This is a genomic window from Azospirillum sp. P4_B5 (assembly GCF_056402275.1).
Genome location: NZ_JBFUHT010000044.1, coordinates 17,898 through 33,692 on the forward strand (window position 1 = coordinate 17,898; position 15,795 = coordinate 33,692).

Sequence of the window (15,795 nt, forward strand, 5' to 3'; positions counted from 1 at the left end):
GGCTGGGGTGGGGGCAAGGGCCGCTACTCCTCGATGTTGCGGGCCAGGACCTCGCGCTTGCCGGCGTGGTTGGGCTTGCTGACCACGCCTTCGGTCTCCATCCGCTCGATCAGACGGGCGGCGGAGTTGTAGCCGATGCGGAGCTGGCGCTGGATGAAGCTGGTCGAGGCCTTGCGCTCGCGGCAGACCACCGCCACCGCCTTGTCGTAGAGGTCGTCACCCGAGCCGCCGCCGGCACCCGACCCGTCGTCGAAGGAGCCGCCGTCCTCGTCGTCCTCCTCGGTGATGGAGTCGACGTAGCTCGGCTCGCCCTGGGTCTTCAGGAACTTCACCACCTGCTCGACCTCGCCATCGGCGACGAAGGGGCCGTGGACGCGGGTGATGCGGCCGCCGCCGGCCATGTAGAGCATGTCGCCCTGGCCGAGCAGCTGTTCCGCCCCCTGCTCCCCCAGGATGGTGCGGCTGTCGATCTTGGAGGTGACCTGGAAGCTGATGCGGGTCGGGAAGTTGGCCTTGATGGTGCCGGTGATGACGTCGACCGAGGGGCGCTGCGTCGCCATGATCAGGTGGATCCCGGCGGCGCGGGCCATCTGGGCCAGCCGCTGGATCGCCGCCTCGATGTCCTTGCCGGCGACCAGCATCAGGTCGGCCATCTCGTCGACGATCACGACGATGTAGGGCAGCTCCTTCAAGTCGAGCGGCTGCTCCTCGAAGATCGGCTTGCCGGTGTCGGGGTCGAAGCCGGTCTGGACGCGGCGGGTCAGCAGCTCGCCGTCGGCGCGGGCCTCGCGCAGGCGGGCGTTGTAGCCCTCGATGTTGCGCACGCCCAGCTTGGACATGTTGCGGTAGCGGTCCTCCATCTCCCGCACCGTCCATTTCAGGGCGACCACCGCCTTCTTGGGATCGGTGACGACCGGCGTCAGCAGATGGGGGATGCCCTCATAGACCGACAGCTCCAACATCTTGGGGTCGATCATGATGAAGCGGCAGCGGTCGGGCGGCAGACGGTAGAGCAGCGACAAGATCATCGTGTTGATCGCCACCGACTTGCCCGAGCCCGTCGTGCCGGCGACCAGCAGATGCGGGAAGCGGGCGAGGTCGGCCACCACCGACTGGCCGCCGATGTCCTTGCCCAGCGCCAGCAGAAGCTTGCCCGCCGTCTTGTCGAAGACGTCGCCGGCCAGCAGCTCGCGCAGCAGCACCGTCTCGCGCTTGGCGTTGGGCAGCTCGATGCCGATGACGTTGCGGCCCGGCACCACGGCGACGCGGACCGACACCGCGCTCATCGAGCGGGCGATGTCGTCGGCCAAGCCGATGACGCGGGACGACTTGGTGCCGGGGGCCGGCTCCAGCTCGTAGAGGGTGACGACCGGGCCGGGATGGACCTTCTGCACCTCGCCGCGCACGCCGAAGTCGGACAGCACGCCTTCCAGCTTCACCGCGTTCTCGCGCAGCGCCGCCTCGTCCACCTTTTCGCCGCGCACGCTGGTCGGGACGATCTGGAGCAGGTCGAGCGGCGGCAGCTCGTAGCCGTCCGCCTCCTCCAGATTGAGGGCGGCCTGCTTGGCCGGGCGCCCCTGGTCGGCGGCCTTCGTCTTGCCCCCGGCGGGCGGGGTGACCACCGGAACGGCGCGGGTCTTGGCCTCCACGCGCGGTTCGACGCTGATCGAGTCGGACAGGCGGCCGCGCGGCGCGGCGCGCAGGGTGATGGCGCCGCCGTCCTCGTCGGGCGTGTCGTCGAGAGTCGGGGCGGCGGCCTCCTTCCCCGCCGTGGCGAGGCTGGGCTCCCGGCGCAGCAGGCCGCCGGTCTGGCGGGCGGCATTGCGCGCAGCCTCCGCGCCCTTGTCGCGCACGAAGGACACGCCGGCCCGCGCCCCCCGCCCGAGGCGGGCGAGGCCGGCGGCGGTCTCGCGCAGGCTGGCCGCCCATTCGCGGATCGACAGGCCCATGGCGACGAACAGGATCAGCCCGCCGGCCACGCCGGCCACGGTGCCGACCAGCGGATTGCCGGGGCCGCCGAACAGCAGCTTGCTGACCCCGTCCAGCAGGACGATGCCAAAGCTGCCGCCGGGATGGCCGTTCAGCGGGTCTCCGCCCCCGCCGCCCATCCCGGCCAGGAACATGGCGACCAGAAGCACGCCCCACACCGCCAGCACGCTGCGGAACAGCGGGTGGCGGATGCTCTTCTGCAGGCTGAGCCGCCAGCCCCACATCATCGGGACCAGCGCCAGCAGATAGGCCGCCCAGCCCAGCGACTGGATCAGGACATCCGCCAGATGTGCGCCGAACCGGCCGAACAGGTTGTGGATGTGGGCGTCCGCCGCCGGAACCGCGTTCCAGGAAGGATCGGCCGGGTTGTAGCTGCCCAGGATGACCATCAGCACCAGACCGACCACGCCCAGCGCGAAGCCCGCCAGCTCGCGCGCCCGCGCCACCACGAAGGCGCGCGTGGCGGGCGAGAAGAAGGGCGGCTTCTCCGGCCGCGCACCGGCGGGCCGTGCTCCGGCGCTTTTGCCGCTTCCGCTGCGGGGGCTTGCGGGTCGTGCCATGGGCAGAAGGTCCTCAAGAACGTGCTGAACCGGACCCGTCCTTCGGGGCGAAAGACCGGGGTGACTTGGGCCGAACCGGGTTGGGCCGAACCGGGTTGGGCCGAACCGGGCGGCCCTTATCCCAGGATGCGGGCGATGGTGCTGCAGGCGTGGGCGACCGTCTCGGCGTCGTTCACCAGCGCAATGCGGATGAAGGGTGCGCCGGGATTGGCCTCGCCGGGGTTGCAGCGGGTCAGGTAGGCGCCGGGCAGAACGCGGATGCCGCCCTCCGCCCACAGGCGGCGCGTCGCCTCCTCGCCGTCGCCGACCTCCAGCCACAGGAAGAAGCCGCCGTCCGGCCGGTAGTAGCCGTAGCGCCCCTTCAGCGAAGCCTCCGCCGCGTCGAACTTGGCGCGGTAGAGCGCACGGTTCTCCTCGACATGCGCCTCGTCCCGCCACAGGGCGGCGCTGGCCGCCAACACCGGCAACGGCATCCCGGCGTTGGAATAGCTGCGCAGGCGGGTGAAGCGGGACATCAGCTCCGGATCGCCGGCCACGAAGCCCGACCGCAGCCCGGCGGCGCTCGACCGCTTGGACAGGGAATGGAAGACCAGGATGTTCGCCCACGGCTTCCCACCGTGATCGAGGCCCGACGCCACCTGGAGCGCGCCGACCGGCGGCCTGTCCAGATAGATCTCGGCGTAGCACTCGTCCACCGCCAGGATGAAGCCGTAGCGGCGCGCCAACCCGATCGCCCGCTCCAGATAGGCGGCGTCGGCCGCCGCCCCTTGCGGGTTGGCCGGGGTGCAAAGATAGAACAGCGCCGTGCGCTCCAGCAGCTCCGGCGTCAGCGCGTCGAGGTCGGGCAGGAAGCCGGTCTCGCGGGTGGAGGGCAGGAACACCGGCTCCGCCCCCGCCAGCAGCGCCGCCCCCTCGTAGGGCGCGTAGAAGGGGTTGGGCATCAGCACCGCCGGCTGACGACCGGCCTTGGACGGCGGCACGGCCAGCAGGGCGAGCAGGAACAGCGCCTCGCGCGTGCCGGACACCGGCAGGACCGACTTTTCGGCGTCGAACAGCCCGTCCGGCAGTGCGTAGCGGCGGGTCAGCCAAGCGCCCACCGCCTCGCGGAACTCCGGCGTGCCGCCGACCGGCGGGTATTTGCCCCACAGATGGGCATTGGCGCGCAGCGTCTCGTCGATGATGGCCGGCGGCTGGTGCTGCGGCTCGCCCACCGACATCATGATCGGCTCGGCGTTGGCGCGCGGCGTCACCCCGGACAGCAGGGCCGCCAGCCGGGTGAAGGGGTAGTCCGACAGCCGGTCGAGCCGGTCGTTGACGAGAGCGAAGGTGCCGAGGTCCGGGAGCGACATGCCGCCGAGAATCCTTTCCATGAGGACGGCCCGAGAAGGCCGGGCCGGCCCCAAGGGGCACGGCCCGTCAGGGGCCTCCGGGGGCCTCTGCCCGATACGAAACGGAAACGATCCTATCGACGGTGGAGTCCCGGCACAAGGGCACAAAACCGGACGAGGCCCGGTCAAGGGAAAGCATACGCCGCCCGTTCCGGCGGCCTTGGCGCCACGGTGGAAAGACTGGCGCATCCGGCTTCAAGTCACCGGGCAGATCATCGATGCCCCGCGGCAAGAAAAAGCGGACGAGCCTTCCCCCCTTGCGGGAGGGGCCGGGCCATGACGCCCCGCCCTGTCCGCTTCCTCCAGGACGCCTCAGAGAGCTTCGCTGTTGGTCTCGCCGGTGCGGATGCGCACGGCCTGGGCGATGTCCAGCACGAAGATCTTGCCGTCGCCGATGCGACCGGTGTTGGCGGCCTTCTGGATCGCCTCGACCACCTGCTCGTACTGGTCGTCGGACACCGCGACCTCGACCTTCACCTTGGGCAGGAAGCTCACGGAATACTCGGCGCCGCGGTAGATCTCGGTCTGACCCTTCTGGCGTCCGAAGCCCTTCACCTCGCTCACCGTCAGGCCCTGAATCCCGAGCGACGTCAGCGCCTCGCGCACTTCGTCGAGCTTGAACGGCTTGATGATGGCCATAACCAGTTTCATGTGGCTTCCCCTTGGGTATGCGTGTTTGCGGGCCCTTGCGGTCGCCCGGTCCCCCCTCGGCCGATCCCGCCGTGGCGGCGGGTTTTCCGAACGTGACTCGAGCGTGTTCGCCTCGACCATAAAAAGCAATGTCTTCAAAAATCGTGCCGGTTGCAGAATCGGCCCTTTTCAGCGGTTTTCGGCTGTTTCGCCGATCGATTGGGCAGGTCATGCCCAATAATTACGCAATTCGGGGGCCGCGACGCAGCGCCGCTGGACATCCGGACCAAGCGGAACGATTGTTCGTACCCGTCTACACTGATCGAAGGGCAGCGCCATCATGACCGAATCGGGCACCACCGCAGCGCAGGAGATCACGACCGACGTCGTCGTGTTGGGCGGCGGACTGGCCGGACTCAGCATGGCGGCGGCCCTGGCCACCGCGGGCGTTCCGGTCGTCTGCATCGACCGCGACAGCCCGGACCGGCAGGCGGGGGACGATTTCGACATCCGCACCACGGCGGTCGCCTACGCCTCGATGAAGGTGCTGGAGGGGGCGGGCGTGTGGAAGCACATGGAGCCCGACGCCGGCCCGATCCTGGACATCCGGGTGGCCGACCAGTTCTCGCCCCTGTTCGTCCATTACGACCATACGGAGCTGACCTGGGACGGCAAGAACCAGCCCTTCGGCTGGATTCTCGACAACAAGGACATGCGCCGCGCCCTGTTCGCCCGCGCCAAGGAACTGCCCGGCCTGCACCATCTGGCCCCAGCCCAGGCGGTGTCGATCGAGCGCAACCGCAGCGGCGCCACGGTCAAGCTGGCCGACGGGCGGGTGGTCAAGGCGCGGCTGGTCGTCGGGGCCGATGGGCGCCGCTCGCTGGCGCGGGAGAGCGCCGGGATCAAGCTGCGCAGCTGGGCCTACGACCAGTCCGCGATCATCTGCACGATCCGCCATTCGGAGCCGCACAACGGCGTGGCGGTGGAGCATTTCCTGCCCAACGGCCCCTTCGCCGTGCTGCCGATGACCGGGAACCGCTCCTCCATCGTGTGGAGCGAGAAGCGTTCGCTGGTCGACATGTATCTGAAGATGCCGGAGGACCAGTTCATCGACGAGCTGACACGGCGGTCGGGTGGCTATCTGGGCGACATCGAGCTGGTGACCCGGCGCGATGCCTGGCCGCTGTCGGTCCTGCTGGCCGAGCGCTTCATCGCCGAGCGCGTCGCCCTGATCGGCGAGGCGGCCCACGCCATCCACCCCATCGCCGGGCAGGGGCTGAACCTGGGCCTGCGCGACGTGGCGGCGCTCGCCGAGGTGATCGTGGACGCCCACCGGCTGGGGCTGGACGTCGGCTCGCCGGAGGTGCTGGCCCGCTTCCAGCGCTGGCGCCGCTTCGACACGGTGCTGCTGGCCGTGGTCTGCGACGGTCTGGTGCACCTGTTCTCGAACAACATCCCGCCGATCAAGCTGGCCCGCGACGTCGGCATGGCCGTCGTCAACCGCCTGCCGCCGCTGAAGCGCTTCTTCATGCGGCACGCGATGGGCGTGGTCGGCGAACTGCCGCGGATGATCAAGGGCGTGCCGCTGTAAGGCGCCCGCAGTAAGGCGCCGCCCGCCCGTCACCCCAACCCGTATTCCGACAGCGCCTCGTACACCGCGGCTCCCTTGCCCAGGTGGCTGCGGTAGAGCGTGAAGTGCTCCACCCGGATCGGACCGGCGCGGAACATCCCGCGCTCCTCGACGAAGCGCCCGATCCGGTCCTTCGGCGCGTCCTTCAGCCGGGCCAGCGTGACGTGGGGCGAAAATTTGCGCTCTTCCGCCGGCAGGCCGCAGCGGACCAGCGCCGACTCGACCTTGGACTGGAGGTGCGACAAGGCGTCGCTGCGCTCCACCCCGGCCCAGAGGACGCGGGCGTTGCGGCCGCTGCCGTACACGCCCACGCCGTCCAGGACCAGATCGAAGGCCGGCGCCGCGATCTGCGCCAGCGACTCGTCGATCTCCGCCGCCTGATCCCCCGGCACCTCCCCGATGAAGCGGAGCGTCAGATGCAGGTTGTCCGCGTCGGTCCAGCGGGCGCCGGGCACGCCGCCGCCCAGCCCCGCCAGACGCCGGCGCACATCCTCCGGAAAATCGAGGGCGACGAAGAGACGGATCATTGGCTTTCCGGAACGGTTACGGGCAGGGGTCGGGATAGCGGGCGTTGACCGCCTCGATGTCCTTCATCACCTCGTCCGACAGCGTGACGTCCACCGCCGCGATGTTGGACTTGAGGTCCTCCATGGTCGTCGCGCCGATCAGCGAGGACGCCACGAAGGGCTGCCGCAGGGTGAAGGCGATGGCCATCTGCGTCGGCGACAGGCCGTGGCGCCGGGCGATGTCCAGATATTCCTTCGTCGCCACGTCGGCGTTGACGGTGGCGTAGCGCGACTTGCGGTGATCCAGCGCGCGGCGGGTGCCGGCGGGAACGGCACCGTCCAGATACTTGCCGGTCAGCGTGCCGGCGGCCAGCGGCGAATAGGCGAGAAGTCCGACATCCTCGCGCAGGGACACCTCGGCCAGACCCTGCTCGAAGGTCCGGTTGAGCAGGCTGTAGGCGTTCTGGATCGAGGCGATGCGCGGCAGGCCCTTGTCCTCCGCCAGTTTCAGGAACTGCATCACGCCCCAGGGCGACTCGTTCGACACGCCGATGTGGCGGACCTTGCCGGATGTCACCAACTCGTCAAGCGCCGCCAGAGTCTCCTCGATGGGCGTGCCGTCCTTCTCCGGCCGGTGGACGTAGTTGCGCGCGCCGAAGCGGTTGGTCGAACGGTCGGGCCAATGGAGCTGGTACAGGTCGATGTAGTCGGTCTGGAGCCGGCGCAGGCTGGCCTCGACCGCCGCGAAGATGTTGGCGCGGTCCAGCTTCGCCTCGCCGTTGCGCACCCAGGCGAAGCCGCCGTCGGTGGCGCCGACGACCTTGCTCGCCAGGATCACCTGGTCGCGCTTGCCGGTCGCCTTGAACCAGCTTCCGATCACCTCCTCCGTACGTCCGTACGTGTCGGCGGTCGGGGGGATGGCGTACATTTCCGCCGTGTCCCAGAAATTGACGCCCTCGCCGAGCGCGTAATCCATCTGGGCGTGGCCCTCGGCCTCGCTGTTCTGGCGCCCCCAGGTCATGGTGCCCAGGCCGATGGCGCTGACCGACAGGCCGGTGCGGCCGAGCGGACGGTATTGCATGTCGATGTGGTCCTTAAAGGAACAGGGTGAGCACGCCTGTGTATCCGTACAGGCGGGCGTTGGAGATCTCGCCGCTGGCGAAGAAACCGGCCAGCGGGATGTCGCCGAAGGTCTCGCGGATCAGCGCCAGTTCCTGGCTGCCCTCGCCGAACAGGCTGGGGCCGCGGGCGATGCAACTGACGTAGAGGGCGCCCTTCGGGGTGGTCTTCACGCGTTTCTTCAGATTGGCCAGCATGCGGCGCATGTCGGCCTCGGCGCTCTGCTGGTCGCGGCGGGTGAACAGGATGGGCTGGCCGCTCTGCACATGGTGGGCGACGGCGATCCAGCCGGCGCGCGGGTCGATGGCGATCAGGTCGCGGACCAGATAATCCGCCGTGTCGCTGCCGGCGATCGGCAGGCCGGCGAAGATGTAGCCGGACACCCGCTTGAGGTCGCGGGCCAGCAACTCGCCGATGTCCTCCTTGAAGACCTCCAGCGCCGGACGCCCGTCGATCTCCAGGACGACGTTGTCCTCCGCGGCGGTGATGGTGCGCACCGGCCCGATGGGCGTGCAGCCCTGGCTGAGGCCGGTGGCGACCGGCACCTGCGGCGCGAACAGCACGCCCGACACGCCGCCGTCGGCCACCGGCCCGCCGACCATCGTGGCGGTGTTGCCGGGGATGGTGAATTGCGGGAACTCCGACCGTGAGGCCGACAAGCCGCCGACCAGGAAGGCCCCGGTTGATTCCGCCAGCGAAACGACCAGCCCCGCCAAGTCCTGGTGACGCGGGTCGGCGTGGGCGAGCGCCAGCATGGCGCCGTGCTTGTCCAGCCAGCCGCCGGCCATGCGGCGCAGCGGCTCCATGTCGCCCGACACCACCGGGAACAGGCGGAAGCCCTCCGGCGGCAGGCGGGCCACCATCACGGCGATGCCCGGCTTGTCGAAGATCTCCTCGTCGTTGGCGCAGACGCCGATGCCGACCGTGCCCACCCAGTCGCGGATGCCGGTGACGCCGCGCAGCAGCGTGACCATGCTCGTCGCGTGCTCAGCCAGCGCGTCGGTGATGTAGAGGAAGCCGAGGTTGCAGCCCTCCACCGCGCCGAGTTCGTCCAGGCACGCCTTGACGACGGCGCCCCATTCGGTGCCGGTGGCCGATGCGGCCTTGAAGTGGGTCTCGGTGGTGGCGGTGTCGCCGGCCAGGGTCGCCATGGGTGTCAGTCTCCGCTCTTGGCGATGCCGTCCAGAAGGCGGGCGACGTGGGGCGTGATGCGCTCCACGATCACCTTCACGCCGGCCGCGTTGGGATGGATGCCGTCGGGCTGGTTCAGCGCGGCGTCGGCCGCCACGCCGTCCAGGAAGAACGGGTAGAGCTGTACGTCGTACGACTTTGCCAGATCCGCGTACATGGCGTTGAAGCGGTCCCCGTACGCGCGGCCCAGGCTGGGCGACGCGTACATCCCGGCCAGCAGCACGGGCAGCGTCTCGCCGGTCAGCCGCTTCAGGATGGCGTCGAGGTTGGCGCGCGCCGCGCCGGGGTCGAGCCCGCGCAGCATGTCGTTCGCCCCCAGCTCCACCAGCACGGCGTCCGGCTTGTCGGCCAGCGCCCAGTCGAGCCGCGACAGCCCGCCCGCCGTGGTGTCGCCCGACACGCCGGCGTTGACGACGGTGACGTCGTAGCCCTTCGCCCGCAGCGCCGCCTGCAACTGGGGAGTGAAGGACTGCGCTTCGGGAAGGCCGTAGCCGGCGGTCAGGCTGTCGCCGAGCGCGAGCAGGGTGAACGGCCCTTTCCCCGTACCATTTTGGGCAAGAGCGGGCGCGGTCATGCCCACGCCCGCAAGGACGGCGAGAGCGGCCAGCCCCGACCAAAGGAGGGCCATGTTGAAATGGCGGCGCACCATGCCATATGGCGTGAAGTTTTCCCGCCCATTTCCCCGCCCGTTCCAGAGACGCATGCCAATGTCCCGACCCGATTCCGTTGAGTCCACCATCGTCGATCTCGACGAGGTGCATCTGAGATTGGACAGCGCGGCCGGACCCGTCAACATCCTGAGAGGCCTGAATCTCCGCATCCAGCCCGGTGAACGGGTCGGCGTGGTCGGCCCGTCGGGCTCCGGCAAATCGACCATGATGATGGTCATGGCCGGGCTGGAACGCCCAACGGGCGGGACCGTGCGTGTCGCCGGACAGGATCTGGGCCGGCTGGACGAGGACGGGCTCGCGCGCTTCCGCCGCGACCATGTGGGGATCGTCTTCCAGGCTTTCCACCTCGTGCCGACGATGACCGCGCTGGAGAACGTCGCCATCCCCCTGGAATTCGCCGGGGCCGCCGACGCCTTCGACCGCGCGCGGCAGGGGCTGGAAGCGGTCGGGCTGGGCCACCGGCTGACCCACTATCCGGGCCAGCTGTCCGGCGGCGAGCAGCAGCGCGTCGCCCTGGCGCGCGCCTTCGTCGCCGAGCCGTCGCTGCTGCTGGCCGACGAGCCGACCGGCAACCTCGACATCGGCACTGGCGCCACCATCGTGGAGCTTTTGTTCGATCTCGCCGAGCGGCGCGGCACGACGCTGGTGCTGATCACCCACGACCCGTCCCTGGCCGACCGTTGCGACCGGACCGTGCGCCTGATGGACGGGCGCATCGTCGACGACGGCACGGCCGCCCGCGCCGAACGCGAGCGCGTGGCGGGGGACTGAGTGTCCTTTGAGTGAGTGGTCGCGCCGCGCCCCCCTCCCGACCTCCCCCCGCTTCGCAGGGGGAGGAGATAAAGCCCTCCCCTGCGAAAGCGGGGGAGGGTTGGGTGGGGGCCCGACGTGCCCCCCCACCACCAACCACACACCCCACCGGACGCACCGATGACCAACCTCGCCCTCGCCTTCCGACTGGCCCGCCGCGAGTTGCGCGGGGGGCTGAAGGGGTTCCGCATCTTCCTCGCCTGCCTGACGCTCGGCGTCGCGGCCATCGCCGCGGTCAACTCCGTGTCCGGCGGCGTGCTGTCGGGCCTGCAGGCGGACGGGCGGGCGATCCTCGGCGGCGACGTCGCGCTGCGGCAGATCTACACACCGCCGACCGACGAACAGCGCTCCTGGCTGGAACAGGCCGGGCGCCTGTCGCAGTCGGTGGACATGCGCGCCATGGCCCGCTCCGCCGACGACCAGCGGTCCACGCTGGTCGAGCTGAAGGCGGTGGACGGCGTCTACCCGCTCTACGGCTCCGTCGCCCTGGCGCCGGAGGGTGACCTGCACACGGCGCTGGCCAACCGCGACGGGCGCTGGGGCGCGCTGGTCGAGGACGGGCTGCTCGACCGGCTGGGGCTGAAGACCGGCGACACGCTGCGCCTGGGCGAGGGCGCGTTCACCGTGCGCGGCGTCCTGACGCGGGAGCCGGACCGGGCGTCCAACGGCGCCTTCTCGCTGGGGCCGCGGGTGATGATCGGCCTGCCGTCGCTGGAGGGCACCGGCTTGCTCCAGCCCGGCAGCATCGTCTACTGGACCGCCAAGCTGGCCCTGCCGCCGGGCACCGATGTGGCGGCGTGGCAGAAGGCGCTGACGGCGCGCTTCCCCGACGCCGGTTGGCGGGTCCGCGACTTCACCAACGCCTCCCCGCAGATCGAGCGCTTCATCGACCGCATGACGCTGTTCCTGACGCTGGTCGGGCTGACCGCCCTGCTGGTCGGCGGGGTCGGGGTGGGCAATGCGGTGCGCAGCCATCTCGATTCGCGCGCCCGCACCATCGCCACGCTGAAATGCCTGGGCGCGCCGGGCGATTTGGTCTTCCAGGTCTACCTGCTGCAGATCCTCGCCCTGTCGGGGCTGGGCATCCTGCTGGGGCTGCTGCTCGGCGCGGTGGCGCCGCTGGGTCTGGGCTCACTGCTCGACCAGGTGCTGCCGGTGCCCACCCGGATCGGCGTCTACCCGGGCGCCCTGGCGCTGGCCGCGCTCTACGGCCTGCTGACCGCCCTGACCTTCTCGCTGTGGCCGCTGGGCCGCGCGCGGGAGGTGCCGGCGGCGGCGCAGTTCCGCGACGTGGTCGCCCCCGCCGGAGGCCGCCCGCGCGCGGTCTATCTGGCGGCGATGGCACTGACCGTCGTGGCTCTGGCCGGGCTGGCCGTCGCCACCGCGCACAACAAAATGTTCGCCGCCTGGTTCGTCGGCGGCTCCATCGCCACCTTCATCGCCTTCCGCGTGGCCGCCTGGCTGGTGGTGCGCGGGGCGGCGGCGGCGGGGCGTCCGCGCCGTCCGGGGCTGCGGCTGGCGCTCGCCAACCTGCATCGGCCCGGCAACCCGACCGGAGCGGTGGTGCTGTCGCTCGGCCTCGGCCTGACGGTGCTGGTCGCCATCGCGCTGATCGAGGGCAACTTCTCCCGGCGGGTCAACGAGACGATCCCCAAGGATGCGCCCAGCTTCTTCTTCGTCGACATCCAGCCCGACCAGTTCGAGCCGCTGAAGCAGATGGTCGGCGCCCTGCCCGGCACCAGCGGGTTCGAGGCGGTGCCCTCCCTGCGCGGGCGGATCGAGACGGTGAACGGTCAGCCGGCGGAGAAGGCGCTGGTCAACCCGGAGCAGTCCTGGGTGCTGTCCGGCGACCGCGGCATCACCTATTCCGCCAAGCTGCCCGAGCATTCGGAGATCGTCGCCGGCTCCTGGTGGCCGGAGGACTACAAGGGGGCGCCGCTGATCTCCATCCACCAGAACGTGGCGAGCGCCTTCGGCATCGGTCCTGGTGCCACCATGGGGATCAACGTCCTGGGTCGCACCATCGAGGCGACGGTGGGCAACGTGCGCGCCGCCGACTTCTCGACGCTGGCCATCAACTTCGCCCTGGTCTTCGCGCCGGGCACGCTGGAGCGGGCGCCGCAGACCTGGATCGCCACCGTCCGCAGCACCCCGGCGGCGGAGCCGGAGGTGCAGCGCTCCGTCCTGCAGCGCTTCCCCAACGTCACGCTGGTGCGGGTGAAGGACGCGCTGGACACCGTGGGCACCATGCTGGGCCACATCGGCACGGCGGTGCGCGTCACCGCGGGCATCACGCTGGCCGCCGGCACGCTGGTGCTGGCCGGCGCGGTCGCCGCCGGGCACCGCCGCCGGGTCTACGACGCCGTGGTGCTGAAGGTGCTGGGCGCCACGCGGGCCGACGTGCTGAAGGCGTTCCTGCTGGAATACGGGCTGCTGGGCATCCTGACCGCGGCCATCGCCGGGGTCATCGGCACCATCACGGCCTGGGCGGTGATGACCTTCCTGATGCGCTGGGAGTGGACCTTCCTGCCCTCGGCCGTGCTGACTACGGCGCTGCTCAGCACCGCCATCACGCTGGCCTTCGGCTTCCTCGGGACGTGGCGGGCGCTCGGCCAGCCCTCCGCCCCGCTGCTGCGCAACGACTGAGACGGAAAGGGTCAGGCCGGTTCGGGGACGCGGTCGTCGGCGACGATCCGGTTCTTGCCGGACTGCTTGGCCGCATACATGCGCTGGTCCGCCAGATCGACCAGCCTTTCCCAATCCACCGGGCGGTCGTGAAGGTATTCGGCGACGCCGATGCTGGCGGTCTGCGGGGTACCGTCCGGGCGTTTGCCCAAGCCCCGCTCGTGCAGCCGCTCCACCGCGGTCAGGGCGCCTTGACGGCCGGTGTTGGGCATGATGACCACGAACTCCTCCCCGCCCCAGCGGACCAGCACGTCGGACTGGCGCAGCATGGCGCGGATCGCCTCCGCCGCCCGCCCCAGCTGTTTGTCGCCCTGATCATGGCCGAACCGGTCGTTGATCGACTTGAAATTGTCCAGGTCGAAGAAGATCACCGACAGCGGATGGTCCGAGCGCTGGGCGTGGGCGAACTGCAGCCGCAAAAGCTCCTCCCCGATGCGGCGGGAGAAGGCGCCGGTCAGCCCGTCATGCGACGCCTGATCGACCAGGGCCATCATGAAGTGCAGTTGGCTCATCGCCGCCAGCGTCGCCACCACCATGATGAGCACCAGCAGCCACAGGGCGCCCAGATAGGAGGGGAAGGGGAAGACCAGCGAGCCGTAGACCCCGGCCAGCATGTGCGCCGCCAGCATCGGTGTCGCGAAGGCCAGCCCTTCCAGCGCGGTCAGCGGGAAGACGCTGAGCCCCGCCACCATCACGAAGGGCAGGAAGGCGTAGCCGGCGGCCACCGCCAGCGCGCTTCCCGCGATCATGTCCTCGTTCAGCATGGGGTGCGAGGCGAGGAAGAAGATCGTCGGCACCGCGAGCAGCAGGGCCAGCCCCCGCCACGCGCTGCCCATGTCGTCGCAGATCCGGTAGCCGAGCGCCAGCGCGCCGAAGGCGAAGCTGGAGACCAGCCGCAGGCCGGCCAGATAGCCCCACAGCGGCCAGGGGAAGATGACGACGTCGATGACGATCCACAGCGGCGTCAGCACCGCGAACACGGCCGCGACCATGCGGACGCGGGAATGGATCAGCACGGCCCGGCGACGCTGGATGATCGGGGTGTGCCCCCCGGGATGCATCAGGTCGCGCAACTGCTCGAAGGAGAGATCGCCGCTCACCGCCTGGAATGCCCTCTCCGCGAACCGTCTGAGGAGATTAAGCGCTTGTTGATACACGCGATGCCCCCCATCGGCAACGGCAATTGCTGTTATTTCCAGGGATACGTGCGTATGCGGCGCGGCCTGTGGCATCAACGCATTTGTACGTGATTTGCCGGGACAGTCTTCCCGCCGCCCGCCGCTGTCAACGTCGAAGTGGTCATACCACTGGGGCAAAAGCACGCGGCGCTCATGAATAAGCCCGGCACGAAAAAGGCCCGGCGATGGGCCGGGCCTTTTTCTTGGGGTCGGAACGGCGCGAAGAGGCTCAGTCCTTCAGATCTTCCCAAAGTTCCTTCACCTTGGCGAAGAAGCCCTCGGACTGCGGGTGGGAACCTTCCTTGCCAGCGCTGTCGAACTCGCGCAGAAGCTCCTGCTGCTTCTTGGTCAGGTTGACCGGAGTCTCGACGACGGCCTGGATGTACATGTCGCCGCGCTGCTGGCTGCGCAGCACCGACATGCCCTTGCCCTTGATGCGGAACTGGTGGCCGGACTGGGTGCCGGGCGGCACCGTCACCTTGGTGCGGCTGCCCTCGATGGTCGGCACCTCCACCGTGCCGCCCAGCGCCGCGGTGGTCATCGGGATCGGCACCCGGCAGTGGATGTTGGCGCCGTCGCGCTGGAAGATCGGGTGCGGCGCGATGGCCAGGAAGATGTAGAGGTCGCCCGGCGGCGCGCCGCGCAACCCCGCCTCGCCCTCGCCGGCCAGACGGATGCGGGTGCCGTCCTCGACGCCCGCGGGGATGTTGACCTGGAGGGTCTTCTCCTTGCGCAGGCGCCCGGCGCCGCCGCAGCTCTTGCAGGGGTCCTTGATGACGCGGCCCTGGCCGTGGCAGGCCGGGCAGGTGCGCTCGATGGTGAAGAAGCCCTGCTGGGCGCGCACCTTGCCGTGGCCCTGGCAGGTCGGACAGGTGACCGGCTGGGTCCCCGCCGCCGCACCGGAGCCGCTGCAGGAGTCGCAGGCGACGGTGGAGGGAACGCGGACGTTGGCCGTGGTGCCCTTGAAGGCCTCCTCCAGCCCGATCTCCAGATTGTAGCGCAGGTCCTGGCCGCGGCCCGACGCGCCGCCGCCACCGCGACGCCCGCCCATGAATTCCCCGAACATCTCGTCGAAGATGTCGGCGAAGCCGCCGCCGCCGCCGCCGAAATCGAAGCCGCCGAAGCCGCCGCCGGCCCCGCCGCGCCCGTTCTCGAAGGCGCCGTGGCCGAAGCGGTCGTAGGCCGCGCGCTTCTGCTCGTCCTTCAGGACGTCGTAGGCTTCGCTGATTTCCTTGAACTTGTGCTCGGCGTCCTTGTCACCCTGGTTGCGGTCCGGGTGATACTGCATCGCCATCTTGCGGTACGCTTTTTTGATCTCGTCCGCGCTGGCGCCCTTCGCCACCCCGAGCAGCTCGTAATAGTCCTGTTTCGCCATGGGCCCCGACCGCCTTCACATACTAATAGACCAATCATATCTCCGGCCCGCCACCGCAGGACG

At 69.9% G+C, this 15,795-nt stretch carries 12 protein-coding genes; 3 read left to right on the forward strand and 9 right to left on the reverse strand.

From position 1 onward, the window contains the following. Positions 1–23: 23 nt before the first annotated feature. From AC1DVI_RS25870 to glnK, 3 genes are all read right to left on the reverse strand, one after another. Positions 24–2,549, reverse strand: coding sequence for a DNA translocase FtsK (locus AC1DVI_RS25870; RefSeq protein WP_149165488.1), 2,526 nt, complete (start codon positions 2,547–2,549; stop codon positions 24–26). Positions 2,550–2,665: 116 nt separating this feature from the next. Continuing rightward, positions 2,666–3,898 carry an aminotransferase class I/II-fold pyridoxal phosphate-dependent enzyme gene (locus AC1DVI_RS25875; RefSeq protein ID WP_476960419.1) on the reverse strand — a complete coding sequence of 411 codons (1,233 nt, stop codon included), beginning with the start codon at positions 3,896–3,898 and terminating at the stop codon, positions 2,666–2,668. A 351-nt stretch (positions 3,899–4,249) separates the two neighbouring features. Next, positions 4,250–4,588: a P-II family nitrogen regulator gene (gene glnK / locus AC1DVI_RS25880; RefSeq protein WP_014239038.1), complete on the reverse strand. Its 339-nt coding sequence runs from the start codon at positions 4,586–4,588 to the stop codon at positions 4,250–4,252. Between the two features lie 319 nt (positions 4,589–4,907). Between glnK and AC1DVI_RS25885 the strand changes: the two genes are divergently transcribed. Beyond that, entirely contained in the window at positions 4,908–6,158 is a 1,251-nt protein-coding gene (locus AC1DVI_RS25885; protein WP_476960420.1) for a UbiH/UbiF/VisC/COQ6 family ubiquinone biosynthesis hydroxylase, read from the forward strand. Between the two features lie 29 nt (positions 6,159–6,187). Here the strand turns inward: AC1DVI_RS25885 and thpR are convergent, their stop codons facing one another. The 4 genes from thpR to AC1DVI_RS25905 are packed head-to-tail and all read right to left on the reverse strand — an operon-like array spanning position 6,188 to position 9,716. Then, positions 6,188–6,724 (reverse strand): RNA 2',3'-cyclic phosphodiesterase, encoded by a 537-nt coding sequence (thpR, locus tag AC1DVI_RS25890; RefSeq protein ID WP_237904480.1) that lies wholly within the window; start codon positions 6,722–6,724, stop codon positions 6,188–6,190. Between the two features lie 16 nt (positions 6,725–6,740). Beyond that, positions 6,741–7,784 (reverse strand): NADP(H)-dependent aldo-keto reductase, encoded by a 1,044-nt coding sequence (locus AC1DVI_RS25895; protein WP_476960421.1) that lies wholly within the window; start codon positions 7,782–7,784, stop codon positions 6,741–6,743. A 13-nt stretch (positions 7,785–7,797) separates the two neighbouring features. Next, complete coding sequence (locus AC1DVI_RS25900) at positions 7,798–8,973, reverse strand: FIST signal transduction protein (RefSeq protein ID WP_476960422.1); 1,176 nt, start codon at positions 8,971–8,973, stop codon at positions 7,798–7,800. A 5-nt stretch (positions 8,974–8,978) separates the two neighbouring features. Next, positions 8,979–9,716: an arylesterase gene (locus tag AC1DVI_RS25905; RefSeq protein WP_476960423.1), complete on the reverse strand. Its 738-nt coding sequence runs from the start codon at positions 9,714–9,716 to the stop codon at positions 8,979–8,981. A gap of 4 nt (positions 9,717–9,720) precedes the next feature. Between AC1DVI_RS25905 and AC1DVI_RS25910 the strand changes: the two genes are divergently transcribed. Both AC1DVI_RS25910 and AC1DVI_RS25915 read left to right on the forward strand, forming a co-directional pair. Next, on the forward strand, positions 9,721–10,455 hold the full coding sequence (locus AC1DVI_RS25910) for an ABC transporter ATP-binding protein (protein WP_476960424.1): 735 nt from the start codon (positions 9,721–9,723) through the stop codon (positions 10,453–10,455). A gap of 159 nt (positions 10,456–10,614) precedes the next feature. Beyond that, on the forward strand, positions 10,615–13,140 hold the full coding sequence (locus tag AC1DVI_RS25915) for an ABC transporter permease (RefSeq protein WP_476960425.1): 2,526 nt from the start codon (positions 10,615–10,617) through the stop codon (positions 13,138–13,140). An 11-nt stretch (positions 13,141–13,151) separates the two neighbouring features. Here the strand turns inward: AC1DVI_RS25915 and AC1DVI_RS25920 are convergent, their stop codons facing one another. Together AC1DVI_RS25920 and dnaJ are read right to left on the reverse strand one after the other, a co-directional pair. Then, positions 13,152–14,279, reverse strand: coding sequence for a diguanylate cyclase (locus AC1DVI_RS25920; protein WP_476960426.1), 1,128 nt, complete (start codon positions 14,277–14,279; stop codon positions 13,152–13,154). A 307-nt stretch (positions 14,280–14,586) separates the two neighbouring features. Next, the gene (dnaJ, locus tag AC1DVI_RS25925; protein ID WP_149165478.1) at positions 14,587–15,732 is read right to left on the reverse strand and encodes a molecular chaperone DnaJ; all 1,146 of its coding nucleotides are present in this window, start codon (positions 15,730–15,732) and stop codon (positions 14,587–14,589) included. Positions 15,733–15,795 lie beyond the last annotated feature (63 nt).

Excerpts from the sequence above, each read along its gene's own strand:
- AC1DVI_RS25900 (WP_476960422.1), bottom strand. The coding sequence starts at position 8,973 with ATGGCGACCCTGGCCGGCGACACCGCCACCACCGAGACCCACTTCAAG.
- AC1DVI_RS25910 (WP_476960424.1), top strand. The coding sequence starts at position 9,721 with ATGTCCCGACCCGATTCCGTTGAGTCCACCATCGTCGATCTCGACGAG.
- AC1DVI_RS25870 (WP_149165488.1), bottom strand. The coding sequence starts at position 2,549 with ATGGCACGACCCGCAAGCCCCCGCAGCGGAAGCGGCAAAAGCGCCGGA.
- AC1DVI_RS25875 (WP_476960419.1), bottom strand. The coding sequence starts at position 3,898 with ATGTCGCTCCCGGACCTCGGCACCTTCGCTCTCGTCAACGACCGGCTC.
- thpR (WP_237904480.1), bottom strand. The coding sequence starts at position 6,724 with ATGATCCGTCTCTTCGTCGCCCTCGATTTTCCGGAGGATGTGCGCCGG.
- dnaJ (WP_149165478.1), bottom strand. The coding sequence starts at position 15,732 with ATGGCGAAACAGGACTATTACGAGCTGCTCGGGGTGGCGAAGGGCGCC.
- AC1DVI_RS25915 (WP_476960425.1), top strand. The coding sequence starts at position 10,615 with ATGACCAACCTCGCCCTCGCCTTCCGACTGGCCCGCCGCGAGTTGCGC.
- glnK (WP_014239038.1), bottom strand. The coding sequence starts at position 4,588 with ATGAAACTGGTTATGGCCATCATCAAGCCGTTCAAGCTCGACGAAGTG.
- AC1DVI_RS25895 (WP_476960421.1), bottom strand. The coding sequence starts at position 7,784 with ATGCAATACCGTCCGCTCGGCCGCACCGGCCTGTCGGTCAGCGCCATC.
- AC1DVI_RS25905 (WP_476960423.1), bottom strand. The coding sequence starts at position 9,716 with ATGCGTCTCTGGAACGGGCGGGGAAATGGGCGGGAAAACTTCACGCCA.
- AC1DVI_RS25885 (WP_476960420.1), top strand. The coding sequence starts at position 4,908 with ATGACCGAATCGGGCACCACCGCAGCGCAGGAGATCACGACCGACGTC.